Source organism: Streptomyces sp. NPDC037203 (assembly GCF_055605065.1).
The window spans coordinates 189,834-202,074 of the sequence record NZ_JBVJUC010000008.1; the positions used below are offsets into that span (position 1 = coordinate 189,834).

Annotated in this window: 13 protein-coding genes; 11 read left to right on the plus strand and 2 right to left on the minus strand. The window is 68.1% G+C overall.

The features are described 5' to 3' along the window. The first annotated feature begins 220 nt into the window (after positions 1–220). The 10 genes from ACZ7EC_RS22580 (at position 221) to ACZ7EC_RS22625 (ending at position 8,637) form a co-directional block, all read left to right on the plus strand. A complete protein-coding gene (locus ACZ7EC_RS22580; protein ID WP_471065058.1) occupies positions 221–661 on the plus strand; it encodes a hypothetical protein in 441 nt (146 codons plus the stop codon). Positions 662–871: 210 nt separating this feature from the next. Then, positions 872–1,708 (plus strand): F0F1 ATP synthase subunit A, encoded by an 837-nt coding sequence (gene atpB / locus ACZ7EC_RS22585; protein ID WP_471065059.1) that lies wholly within the window; start codon positions 872–874, stop codon positions 1,706–1,708. 72 nt (positions 1,709–1,780) lie between these two features. Further along, the gene (locus tag ACZ7EC_RS22590; RefSeq protein ID WP_345056149.1) at positions 1,781–2,029 is read left to right on the plus strand and encodes an ATP synthase subunit c family protein; all 249 of its coding nucleotides are present in this window, start codon (positions 1,781–1,783) and stop codon (positions 2,027–2,029) included. Positions 2,030–2,066: 37 nt separating this feature from the next. Continuing rightward, positions 2,067–2,612 carry a F0F1 ATP synthase subunit B gene (locus ACZ7EC_RS22595; RefSeq protein ID WP_471065061.1) on the plus strand — a complete coding sequence of 182 codons (546 nt, stop codon included), beginning with the start codon at positions 2,067–2,069 and terminating at the stop codon, positions 2,610–2,612. Beyond that, the gene (locus ACZ7EC_RS22600) at positions 2,609–3,424 is read left to right on the plus strand and encodes a F0F1 ATP synthase subunit delta (protein ID WP_471065062.1); all 816 of its coding nucleotides are present in this window, start codon (positions 2,609–2,611) and stop codon (positions 3,422–3,424) included. Before ACZ7EC_RS22595 ends, ACZ7EC_RS22600 begins: the two co-directional genes overlap by 4 nt. 158 nt (positions 3,425–3,582) lie before the next feature. Further along, complete coding sequence (atpA, locus tag ACZ7EC_RS22605; protein WP_397984005.1) at positions 3,583–5,175, plus strand: F0F1 ATP synthase subunit alpha; 1,593 nt, start codon at positions 3,583–3,585, stop codon at positions 5,173–5,175. Between the two features lie 21 nt (positions 5,176–5,196). After that, the gene (locus ACZ7EC_RS22610) at positions 5,197–6,114 is read left to right on the plus strand and encodes a F0F1 ATP synthase subunit gamma (RefSeq protein WP_471065065.1); all 918 of its coding nucleotides are present in this window, start codon (positions 5,197–5,199) and stop codon (positions 6,112–6,114) included. Further along, a complete protein-coding gene (atpD, locus tag ACZ7EC_RS22615) occupies positions 6,115–7,551 on the plus strand; it encodes a F0F1 ATP synthase subunit beta (RefSeq protein ID WP_471065067.1) in 1,437 nt (478 codons plus the stop codon). Positions 7,552–7,661: 110 nt separating this feature from the next. Further along, a complete protein-coding gene (locus tag ACZ7EC_RS22620; protein ID WP_037656493.1) occupies positions 7,662–8,036 on the plus strand; it encodes a F0F1 ATP synthase subunit epsilon in 375 nt (124 codons plus the stop codon). A gap of 154 nt (positions 8,037–8,190) precedes the next feature. Continuing rightward, entirely contained in the window at positions 8,191–8,637 is a 447-nt protein-coding gene (locus ACZ7EC_RS22625) for a DUF2550 domain-containing protein (protein WP_471065068.1), read from the plus strand. A gap of 84 nt (positions 8,638–8,721) precedes the next feature. Here ACZ7EC_RS22625 and ACZ7EC_RS22630 read toward each other — a convergent pair whose 3' ends face one another. Continuing rightward, complete coding sequence (locus ACZ7EC_RS22630; RefSeq protein WP_471065070.1) at positions 8,722–10,560, minus strand: glycosyl hydrolase family 18 protein; 1,839 nt, start codon at positions 10,558–10,560, stop codon at positions 8,722–8,724. Between the two features lie 261 nt (positions 10,561–10,821). Here ACZ7EC_RS22630 and ACZ7EC_RS22635 point away from each other — a divergent pair, with 261 nt between their 5' ends. Continuing rightward, a complete protein-coding gene (locus ACZ7EC_RS22635) occupies positions 10,822–11,523 on the plus strand; it encodes a DUF4097 family beta strand repeat-containing protein (RefSeq protein WP_471065071.1) in 702 nt (233 codons plus the stop codon). Between the two features lie 10 nt (positions 11,524–11,533). Here ACZ7EC_RS22635 and ACZ7EC_RS22640 read toward each other — a convergent pair whose 3' ends face one another. Next, positions 11,534–12,106: a cob(I)yrinic acid a,c-diamide adenosyltransferase gene (locus tag ACZ7EC_RS22640; protein ID WP_397983999.1), complete on the minus strand. Its 573-nt coding sequence runs from the start codon at positions 12,104–12,106 to the stop codon at positions 11,534–11,536. Positions 12,107–12,241 lie beyond the last annotated feature (135 nt).

Sequence of the window (12,241 nt, forward strand, 5' to 3'; positions counted from 1 at the left end):
TTTCTGATCAGACGTGCAGAGTCACTCTCATGTGTGACAGCAAGCACACCGACCAGGTAAAGACCTCATCAAATAGTTTGTGATACTGTTCACGAGAACCCCGGATAGAGCCGAAGGACCGTAGTGCGACGGTCCATTGGTGTGAGATCTCGATCGCTCAGTCCGGGACTACGCTCGTCCATGACGACACCTGCCCCCCTGTGAAAGCGGAGTTGCCGCCATGCCGTCTTCTGACGCCCGGATCCTTGCCCAGGCCGCCGTGCCCACGGCTGCCGTCGGCGCGCTCGCCGCCGTCGTCAGCGGTGTGGTCGCGGGTGGCAAGGGAGCGATCGGGGCCGTCGTCGCGACGGTGGTCGTCATCCTGTTCATGGGGCTCGGTCTGTACGTGCTCCAGCGCACCGCCAAGTCTTTCCCGCAGCTGTTCCAGATGATGGGCCTGATGCTCTACGCGGCCCAGCTGCTGCTGCTGGTCATCTTCGTCGCCCTGTTCAAGAACACCACGCTCTTCAACCCGCGTGCCTTCGCCATCACGCTCGTGGTCGCCACCCTCGCGTGGATCGGCGCCCAGACACGTGCGCACATGAAGGCCAAGACCCTCTACGTCGAACCGGACGCCTCGTCCTCGGGTGACAAGCCCGAAAAGACAGGGCGTACGTCGTGAGAGGTAGGGCCGGGATAAAGGCGCAGCACGCTTGCTGCTATCGTCCGGTGCCAACTGCGGCATCGCGGGCGCGGGCATCCGAGCTGACGCCTGTTCGATCGCGAGGCGAGATGCCCCCCAGCCGCCCCCACATCCGTCACACCAGTCCCGTGCCGACCCGCGGCCGCACGCCGCGCCGACACAACGAGGTTGCCGTACCTATGCGCCACGATGAAGGAGCCCGCGGTGAGTGCTGATCCGACGCAGACGCTCGCTTTCGACACGAGCTGCCACCTGTTCGACGGGTGCGGCTTCCCGGCTCCGGGCCTGCACTCGTTCCTGTTCAAGCCGCTCTGGGGCGACGCGGACAGCAACTTGTACTTCAACAAGACGATGCTGCTGGCGCTCCTCGGTTCCATCATCATCATCGGCTTCTTCTGGGCCGCCTTCGCCAGGCCGAAGGTCGTTCCGGGCAAGCTCCAGATGGTGGCCGAAGCCGGTTACGACTTCGTTCGCCGCGGTGTCGTCTACGAGACCATCGGCAAGAAGGAAGGCGAGAAGTACGTCCCGCTGGTCGTCTCGCTGTTCTTCTTCGTCTGGATGATGAACCTCTGGTCGGTCATCCCGGTCGCCCAGTTCCCGGTCACGTCGATCATCTCGTACCCCGCCGTCCTGGCCGGCATCGTCTACGTCATCTGGGTCGGACTGACCTTCAAGCGGCACGGCTTCGTCGGCGCCTTCAAGAACTTCACCGGCTACGACAAGTCGCTCGGCGCGGTCCTCCCGCTGTCGATGACGATCGAGCTGTTCTCGAACCTGCTCGTGCGGCCCTTCACCCACGCCGTCCGACTCTTCGCGAACATGTTCGCGGGCCACACCCTGCTGCTGCTGTTCACGATCGCCAGCTGGTACATGCTCAACGGCATCGGCATCGCCTACTCCGCCGTGTCGTTCGTGATGGTCATCGTCATGACGGCCTTCGAGCTCTTCATCCAGGCTGTCCAGGCGTACGTCTTCGTACTGCTGACGTGCAGCTTCATCCAGGGCGCGCTCGCCGAGCACCACTGAGCCTCCCGACCACCCACCCAGACATCCGGTGGCCAACCCCCACCGGTCTTTGAAAGAGAAGGAAGAACCGGCATGTCCGCTCTCGAAACCTTTGCCGCCGGCGTCCAGATCAAGGGCAACCTCGGCTCCATCGGTTACGGTCTCGCCGCCATCGGCCCGGGTGTCGGCGTCGGCATCATCTTCGGTAACGGCACGCAGGCTCTCGCCCGTCAGCCCGAGGCTGCCGGCCTGATCCGCGCCAACCAGATCCTCGGCTTCGCCTTCTGTGAGGCGCTCGCCCTGATCGGTCTGGTCATGCCGTTCGTCTACCCGGCCTCCTGACCCGACCGCCGCGCACCAATAGACGAAAGGCACTGATATGAGCCCCCTGGTTCAGCTCGCGGCTGAGGAGGCCGAGAACCCCCTCATCCCGCCGATCCCAGAGCTCGTCATCGGCCTGATCGCCTTCGTCATCGTCTTCGGCTTCCTCGCCAAGAAGCTTCTCCCGAACATCAACAAGGTTCTGGAGGAGCGCCGCGAGGCCATCGAGGGCGGTATCGAAAAGGCCGAGGCCGCGCAGACCGAGGCCCAGAGCGTCCTTGAGCAGTACAAGGCCCAGCTCGCCGAGGCCCGGCACGAGGCCGCGCGGCTGCGCCAGGAGGCGCAGGAGCAGGGTGCCGCCCTCATCGCCGAGATGCGGGCCGAGGGCCAGCGGCAGCGTGAGGAGATCGTCGCCGCCGGTCACGCCCAGATCGAGGCGGACCGCAAGGCCGCCGCGTCCGCGCTGCGCCAGGACGTCGGCAAGCTCGCCACCGACCTGGCCGGCAAGCTCGTCGGCGAGTCCCTCGAGGACCACGCCCGGCAGAGCCGCGTGATCGACCGCTTCCTCGACGAGCTCGAGGAGAAGGCCGAGGCCGCGCGATGAACGGAGCGAGCCGCGAGGCCCTGGCAGCCGCACGGGAGCGTCTCGACGCGCTGACGGACTCCACGTCCGTGGACGCGAGCGCGCTCGCCGACGAGCTGGCGGCCGTCACCGCGCTGCTCGACCGCGAGGCCGGCCTGCGCCGGGTCCTCACCGACCCGGCGCAGTCCGCGGAGGCCAAGGCCGGGCTGGTCCAGCGCCTGCTCGGCACCCAGGTCAGCGGCGTGACCGCCGACCTGGTGGCCGGGATGGCCCGCGCCCGCTGGTCGCAGCCCCGCGACCTGGTGGACGCACTGGAGCAGCTGGCGGACATCGCCGACCTCACCGCCGCGGAGAAGCGTGGCAACCTCGACGAGGTCGAGGACGAGCTGTTCCGGTTCGGCCGGATCGTCTCCTCCAGCACCGAGCTGCGTGCCGCCCTGACCGACCGCGCCGCGGCCGCCGGGGCCAAGACCGAGCTGCTGCACCGGCTGCTGGGCGGACGGGCCAAGCCCGCCACCGAGCGCCTGGTCGTGCGCCTCGTGACCGCACCGCGTGGTCGTAGCCTGGAAGCGGGACTGGAGTCCCTGTCCAAGCTGGCCGCGGAGCGCCGGGACCGCCTGGTCGCCGTCGTCACCTCGGCGGTACCGCTGAGCGACACCCAGAAGCAGCGCCTCGGCGCCGCCCTCGGCAAGCTCTACGGCCGCCGGATCCACCTCAACCTGGACGTGGACCCCGACGTCGTCGGCGGAATGCGGGTCCAGGTCGGCGACGAGGTCATCAACGGTTCGCTCGCGGACCGGCTGGACGAGGCCGCCCGCCGCATGGCGGGCTGACCGCGACGCGGCAGCGACGCAGCACCTCGACATACCGATATAGCAGTACGTACATACGGCCCTGGTTGGGCCGTGCAGAGGATTCACCTCCTGTTGGGGGGAGTCCCCATCCCCCCAAAGTGAAACTTCGGGCCCAACAAGGAGAGCAGGGAACCCAGATGGCGGAGCTCACGATCCGGCCGGAGGAGATCCGGGACGCGCTGGAGAACTTCGTCCAGTCGTACAAGCCGGACGCGGCCTCGCGCGAGGAAGTCGGTACGGTCACCCTTGCCGGCGACGGCATCGCGAAGATCGAGGGTCTTCCCTCGGCCATGGCCAACGAACTGCTGAAGTTCGAGGACGGCACCCTCGGCCTCGCCCTCAACCTCGAGGAGCGCGAGATCGGTGCCATCGTCCTCGGCGAGTTCAGCGGTGTCGAGGAGGGCCAGCCGGTCACGCGTACCGGCGAGGTGCTCTCCGTCGCGGTCGGCGAGGGCTACCTCGGCCGTGTTGTCGACCCGCTCGGCAACCCGATCGACGGCCTCGGCGAGATCGAGACGTCCGGCCGCCGCGCGCTTGAGCTGCAGGCCCCCACGGTCATGCAGCGCAAGTCGGTGCACGAGCCGATGGAGACCGGCTACAAGGCCGTCGACGCGATGACCCCGATCGGCCGCGGTCAGCGTCAGCTGATCATCGGTGACCGCCAGACCGGCAAGACCGCCCTGGCCGTCGACACCATCATCAACCAGCGCGACAACTGGCGCACCGGCGACCCGAAGAAGCAGGTCCGCTGCATCTACGTCGCCATCGGCCAGAAGGGCTCCACCATCGCGGGCGTGCGCCGCTCGCTGGAGGAGAACGGCGCCCTGGAGTACACGACCATCGTCGCCGCCCCGGCGTCCGACCCGGCCGGCTTCAAGTACCTGGCGCCGTACACCGGTTCGGCCATCGGCCAGCAGTGGATGTACGAGGGCAAGCACGTCCTCATCATCTTCGACGACCTCTCGAAGCAGGCCGACGCCTACCGCGCCGTGTCCCTGCTGCTGCGTCGCCCGCCGGGCCGTGAGGCCTACCCCGGTGACGTCTTCTACCTGCACTCGCGTCTGCTGGAGCGCTGCGCCAAGCTCTCCGACGAGATGGGTGCCGGTTCGATGACCGGTCTGCCGATCGTCGAGACCAAGGCCAACGACGTCTCGGCGTTCATCCCGACCAACGTCATCTCCATCACCGACGGCCAGTGCTTCCTGGAGTCGGACCTGTTCAACGCCGGTCAGCGTCCCGCGCTGAACGTCGGTATCTCGGTCTCCCGAGTCGGTGGCTCCGCCCAGCACAAGGCGATGCGCCAGGTCTCCGGCCGCCTGCGTGTGGACCTCGCCCAGTTCCGCGAGCTGGAGGCGTTCGCCGCCTTCGGTTCCGACCTGGACGCGGCCTCCAAGGCCCAGCTGGAGCGCGGTCAGCGCATGGTCGAGCTGCTGAAGCAGGACCAGTACCAGCCGATGGCCACCGAGGACCAGGTCGTCTCCGTGTGGGCCGGCACCAACGGCCGCATGGACGACGTCCCGGTCGCGGACGTCCGCCGCTTCGAGCGGGAGCTGCTGGACTTCCTGCACCGCAAGCACCAGGGCCTGATGACCTCCATCAAGGAGGGCGCCAAGATGTCGAACGACACCATCCAGGCGATCGACGACGCCGTCGCCGAGTTCAAGAAGCAGTTCGAGACCTCGGACGGCAAGCTGCTCGGCGAGGACACTCCTGCCGCTGCCGCCAAGTGACGTAAGGAAGGGACCTGACTCATGGGAGCCCAGCTCCGGGTCTACAAGCGTCGCATCCGATCCGTCAGCGCGACCAAGAAGATCACCAAGGCGATGGAGATGATCGCCGCCTCGCGCGTCGTCAAGGCGCAGCGCAAGGTGGCGGCCTCCACGCCGTACGCGACCGAGCTGACGCGCGCGGTCACGGCGGTCGGTACGGGTTCGAACACCAAGCACCCGCTCACCACGGAGGCGGAGAACCCGACCCGTGCCGCGGTCCTGCTCCTCACGAGCGACCGCGGTCTGGCCGGTGCCTTCAACTCCAACGCCATCAAGGCGGCGGAGCAGCTGACCGAGCGCCTGGAGCGCGAGGGCAAGCAGGTCGACACGTACATCGTCGGCCGGCGCGGTGTCGCCCACTACAACTTCCGCGAGCGCAAGGTCGCGGAGTCGTGGACGGGCTTCACCGACGAGCCGACGTACGCGGACGCCAAGAAGGTCGCGGCACCCCTGATCGAGGCCATCGAGAAGGACACGGCCGAGGGCGGCGTGGATGAACTCCACATCGTCTACACCGAGTTCGTCTCGATGATGACGCAGACCGCGCTCGACGCGCGGCTGCTTCCGCTGCGCCTCGACGAGGTCGCCGAGGAGACGAAGTCCGAGGGCGAGATCCTTCCGCTCTACGACTTCGAGCCCTCGGCGGAGGACGTCCTCGACGCCCTGCTGCCGCGCTACGTGGAGAGCCGTATCTACAACGCGCTGCTTCAGTCGGCCGCTTCCAAGCACGCCGCCACGCGGCGCGCGATGAAGTCGGCCACCGACAACGCGGGCGAGCTGATCAACACGCTGTCCCGCCTTGCCAACGCGGCCCGCCAGGCCGAAATCACCCAGGAAATCAGCGAGATCGTCGGTGGCGCGAGCGCCCTGGCCGACGCGACCGCGGGGAGTGACCGATAAATGACCACCACTGTTGAGACCGCGACGGCTACGGGCCGCGTCGCCCGGGTCATCGGCCCGGTCGTCGACGTGGAGTTCCCCGTCGACGCGATGCCGGACATCTACCAGGCGCTGCACGTCGAGGTGGCCGACCCGGCCAACGCCGGCGAGAAGAAGACGCTGACCCTGGAGGTCGCCCAGCACCTGGGTGACGGTCTGGTCCGCACCATCTCCATGCAGCCGACCGACGGCCTGGTCCGCCAGGCCCCGGTCACCGACACCGGTGCCCCGATCTCGGTGCCCGTCGGCGACTTCACCAAGGGCAAGGTGTTCAACACCCTCGGTGAGGTGCTGAACGTCGACGAGCAGTACGAGGGCGAGCGCTGGCCGATCCACCGCAAGGCGCCGAACTTCGACGAGCTCGAGTCGAAGACCGAGATGTTCGAGACCGGCGTCAAGGTCATCGACCTGCTGACCCCGTACGTCAAGGGCGGCAAGATCGGCCTGTTCGGCGGTGCCGGCGTCGGCAAGACGGTGCTCATCCAGGAGATGATCTACCGTGTCGCCAACAACCACGACGGTGTCTCCGTGTTCGCCGGTGTCGGCGAGCGCACCCGTGAGGGCAACGACCTCATCGAGGAGATGACCGACTCCGGCGTCATCGACAAGACCGCCCTGGTCTTCGGTCAGATGGACGAGCCGCCGGGCACCCGTCTGCGCGTCGCGCTGGCCGGCCTCACCATGGCCGAGTACTTCCGTGACGTCCAGAAGCAGGACGTGCTGTTCTTCATCGACAACATCTTCCGCTTCACGCAGGCCGGTTCCGAGGTCTCCACGCTGCTCGGCCGTATGCCATCCGCGGTGGGTTACCAGCCGAACCTGGCCGACGAGATGGGTCTCCTCCAGGAGCGCATCACGTCGACCCGCGGTCACTCGATCACCTCGATGCAGGCGATCTACGTCCCCGCGGACGACCTGACCGACCCGGCCCCGGCCACCACCTTCGCCCACCTCGACGCGACGACGGTGCTCTCCCGTCCGATCTCGGAGAAGGGCATCTACCCGGCCGTGGACCCGCTGGACTCGACGTCCCGGATCCTGGACCCGCGGTACATCGCCGCGGACCACTACAACGCGGCCATGCGCGTGAAGAACATCCTGCAGAAGTACAAGGACCTGCAGGACATCATCGCGATCCTCGGTATCGACGAGCTCGGCGAGGAGGACAAGCTCGTCGTCCACCGTGCCCGTCGCGTGGAGCGCTTCCTGTCCCAGAACACCCACGTCGCCAAGCAGTTCACCGGCGTGGACGGTTCGGACGTGCCGCTGGACGAGTCGATCGCCGCGTTCAACGCGATCTGCGACGGCGAGTACGACCACTTCCCGGAGCAGGCGTTCTTCATGTGCGGTGGCCTCGACGACCTCAAGGCCAACGCCAAGGAGCTGGGCGTCTCCTGAGCCTCGCGCTCGTACGAGGGGGCGGGCGCGTCCCGCCCCCTCAGCAACGCCCACTAGAATTGACCCCAACACCCGGCGCCCCTGCCGGGTGGTGACCCGAGGAGCCACTCTTGGCTGCTGAGCTGCACGTCGAGCTGGTCGCCGCGGACCGCCAGGTCTGGTCCGGCGAGGCCACCCTGGTCGTCGCGCGCACCACCTCCGGCGACATCGGCGTCATGCCCGGTCACCAGCCGCTGCTCGGTGTGCTGGAGTCGGGCCCGGTGACCATTCGTACGAGTGATGGCGGAACCGTCGTCGCCGCGGTGCACGGCGGTTTCGTCTCGTTCGCGGACAACAAGCTGTCCCTGCTGGCCGAGATCGCCGAGCTGTCGGACGAGATCGATGTCCAGCGCACGGAGCGGGAACTCGAGCGGGCGAAGGCGGAGGGCGACGCCGCCGCCGAACGCCGCGCGGACGTCCGACTTCGTGCGGCGACCGCGCGCTGAACCAGCCGCGCGGTACGTTGACATCACTCAGCCGCGGCCGGCCCGGAGCAATCCGGTGCCGGTCGCGGCTGAGGCAGATGTAGGTGTTTTTTCCGTTTCATTACTCAGTAGTAGAAGCAGTTCCCCTACCTAGGAGACGAGGAGGTCGGTGCCGATGGTCCTCGCTCTGACTGTGTGCGGGATCGTGGTCGCGCTCGTGGTGGTCGGGCTGTTTCTGTTCGGGCTGCGTCGCCGGCTGATCCAGCGCTCGGGCGGGACCTTCGACTGCTCCCTGCGCTGGGACCTGGCCGGGAAACCGGACACCGGCGGCAAGGGCTGGAGCTACGGCGTCGCCCGCTACAACGGCGACCGCATCGAGTGGTACCGCGTCTTCTCCTACGCCATCCGCCCCCGCCGCGTCCTGGAACGCGCCCAGATCGAGGTGGCCGGCCGCCGGCTGCCCGAGGGCGAGGAGGAACTGGCGCTGCTGTCCGACGCGGTGATCCTCGCCTGTGTCCACCGGGACACGCGTCTCGAACTCGCGATGAGCGAAGACGCGTTGACCGGTTTTCTCGCGTGGCTGGAGGCGGCCCCACCCGGACAGCGAGTGAACGTGGCGTAGCCGCGTTCACTCGCTGTGTGGGGCCCCCGGACGCAGTCCGGGGGAGTGTCGACGTCGCTCAGAGGGTCTTCCCGTCGACGGTTCTCACAGGTTGCTGCTGATCGCGTTCACCAGCTCGCCGTCGCCGGTGTCGCCGCTGAACTCCCAGAAGAACGCACCGCCCAGACCTTGGGTCTTGGCCCAGCTCATCTTCCCGGCGATGGTCGACGGGGTGTCGTACGACCACCAGTTGCTGCCGCAGTGGGCGTACGCGGTACCCGCTATGGTGCCGGTGACCGGGCAGGACGACTTGAGGACCTTGTAGTCCTCGATGCCCTGCTCATAGGTGCCGGCCGCCGGACCCGTGGCGGTGCCGCCGGGCGCGTCCTGGGTGACACCGGTCCAGCCGCGGCCGTAGAAGCCGATGCCGATGAGCAGCTTGGACGCGGGGACGCCGGCCGCCTTGTACTTGGCGATCGCGTCGGCGGTGGTGAAGCCGGCCTTCGGGATGCCGCTGTACGAGGTGAGCGGGGAGTGCGGGGCGGTGGGGCCCTGCGCGTCCCAGGCGCCGAAGAAGTCGTACGTCATCACGTTGTACCAGTCGACGTACTGGGCGGCGCCGGAGTAGTCGGCGGAGTCGATCTTGCCGCCGCTGGAACCGTCGGCGGTGACCGCGGCGGTGACCAGCTTGCCGGAGCCGAACTTGGCGCGCAGCGCGGCCAGGACGTTCTTGAACGCCTCGGGCCCGCTGGTGTCACAGGTCAGACCGCAGTTGTTGGGGTACTCCCAGTCGATGTCGATGCCGTCGAACACGTCGGCCCAGCGCGGGTCGTTGACGAGGTCGTAGCAGGACTGGGCGAAGCCGGCCGGGTCCTTGGCCGCGTCGGCGAAGCCGCCGGACCAGGTCCAGCCGCCGAAGGACCAGATGATCTTGAGGTTCGGGTACTTGGCCTTCAGCTCGCGCAGCTGGTTGAAGTTGCCGCGCAGCGGCTGGTCCCAGGTGTCGGCCGTGCCGTTGACGGACTGGTCGGCGGTGAACGCCTTGTCGTAGTCGGCGTAGGAGTCGCCGATGGTGCACTTGCCGCCGGTGATGTTGCCGAAGGCGTAGTTGATGTGGGTGATCTTGGCGGCGGAGCCGGAGGTCACCAGGTTCTTCACGTTGTAGTTGCGGCCGTAGATGCCCCAGTCGGTGAAGTAGCCGAGCTTGACCTTGCCGCCGGCGGGCGGGGGAGTGGTGGAGCCGCCGCCGGTGGTGTGCACGGCGAGCGCGGCGCTGGCCGGACCGGTCTGGCCGGCGGTGTCGCGGGCCTGCACGGAGTAGGAGTAGTCGCTGCCGGCGGTGAGTCCGGTGTCGGTGTACGAGGTGGTGGTCACGGTGGCGACGACCTTGCCGTCGCGCAGCACGTCGTAGTTCTTGATGCCCTTGTCGTCGGTGGCCGCGCTCCAGGTGAGCTTCACCGAGGTGTCGGTGACGGCGGAGGCGGTCGGGGTGCCGGGGGCGCTCGGGGCGGCGTCGCCGGGGGCCGTCGTGCCGTCGCAACTGCCGCCGTTGAGCGTGCAGTTGCTGGGGCTGCCGGAACCGGCGCCGTTGAAGCCGAAGCTGACGGAGGCGCCGGGGGCGAGGGTGCCGTTGTAGGACTTGTTCTTCGCCGTCCAGTGGTTGCCGGAGTTGGTCACGTCGGCGTCCCAGGCGGAGGTGACGGACGTGCCGGAGGGGAAGTCCCATGCGACGGTCCAGGAGCTGATGCTCGCGGAGCCGGAGTTCTTGATGGTCCACTGGCCGCCGAAGCCGGTGCCCCAGTCGCTGGACTTGGTGAAGCTCGCGGTGACACCGGCCGCCTGGACGCCGGCCGCGGCCGGCGCGGGGCTCGCGAGTCCGACCAGTCCGGCCAGGGGGAGTGCCAGGGTCGCGAGCCCTGCCGCGACCTTGTCTCTGAAGCGCATCGAGCGCCTCCCTCGGTAGTGGGGTGACAGAGGGCGGACATGACTGAGCCTCCATGTCCACGGTGCCCCGAGGGTAGGAAGGTCTGGACCACGGGTCAATAGGTCTGGACCAATCCAACTCCGGTGAGCACCCGGCGGATTGGGGGGTTTTCCCCAGCGAAGCGCAGACGGCGGGGCCCGTACGATCGCGGTGACCGATCAGCGATCCGATGCTCTGTATACGGGGGACCCTTCATGCGTCGCGCGCGTTTCCTTGCTGCCGTGGCCCTGGCCGCACTGTCCGTCGGCGGCCTGTCCGCGTGCTCGGTCCTCGACCGGAAGACCTTCCAGGACGACGCCGTGGTGTCGCAGAAGATCACGTCGATACGGATCGACAGCGGCGACGGCGGGGTGAAGGTGGAGGCGTCGCGGGACACCTCCGGGATCTCCGTGCACCGCAAGGTCACCTACAGCGGCGACAAGCCGACAGGCATGTCCTTCCGCGTGGCGAACGGCGTCCTCACCCTCGCCGGCTGCGGCCACCACTGCGGCGTCGACTACGACGTCAAGATCCCCGCCGCCCTCCCGGTCACGGGCAGCACCTCCAACGGCGATCTCGCGCTGGACGGCGTCGGCGCCGTCGACGTGCACACCAGCAACGGCGGGATCACGGTGCGCGACACGGCGGGCCCGGCGCGGCTGCGCACCTCGAACGGCGAGGTCAGGGTGGAGAACGCCAGGGGCGGCATCGACGCGGGGACCTCGAACGGCGGAGTGACGATCCGGATCGCGACCCCCCAGGACATCAGGGCCCACACCTCCAGCGGGGACCTCACGGTCACGGCGCCGCCCGCCAGGTACCGGATATCGGCACACAACACCAACGGTGACAGGAAACTGGCCTTCCAGGACGACCCGTCGGGCCGCTACACCCTGGACCTGTCGACGACGAACGGCGACCTGACGGTGAGGTCGGCGAACTAGGGCAGGCGCGCTAGCGTTCGCCGCCCGGTACCCACAGCACGTCGCCCGTGGCCTTGTTGGCGATGCGGGCCAGGATGAAGAGGAGGTCGGAGAGGCGGTTGAGGTAGGTGGCGGTGAGGGGGTTCATGAGGTCGCCGTGCACCTCCAGGGCCGCCCAGGTGGAGCGCTCGGCGCGGCGGACGACCGTGCAGGCCTGGTGGAGCAGGGCCGCGCCCGGAGTGCCGCCGGGGAGGATGAAGGAGCGCAGCTTCTCCAACTGCTCGTTGAAGCGGTCGCAGTCCGCCTCCAGGCGGTCGATGTAGAACTGCTCGACCCGCAGCGGCGGGTACTGCGGGTTCTCCGCCACCGGGGTGGACAGGTCCGCGCCCACGTCGAACAGGTCGTTCTGCACGCGGGTGAGGACCTGGACGACCTCCTCGTCCAGACCGCCCAGGGCGATCGCGGTGCCGATGACCGCGTTGGCCTCGTTTGAGTCCGCGTACGCGGAGATCCGGAGGTCCGTCTTGGGCACCCGGCTCATGTCACCGAGGTGCGTGGTGCCCTTGTCCCCGGTACGGGTGTAGATACGCGTCAGATTGACCATGGGCCCAGCGTAATTACGCCCCGGCCGTCCGGAACACCCACGTGTCGCCCGTCACGGACCGCGTCCACCGGGTAGCAGAACGGCACGGAGTGGGACTGGCCGACCGGCTCGCCGAACTCCCGCGGCTGATGGCCG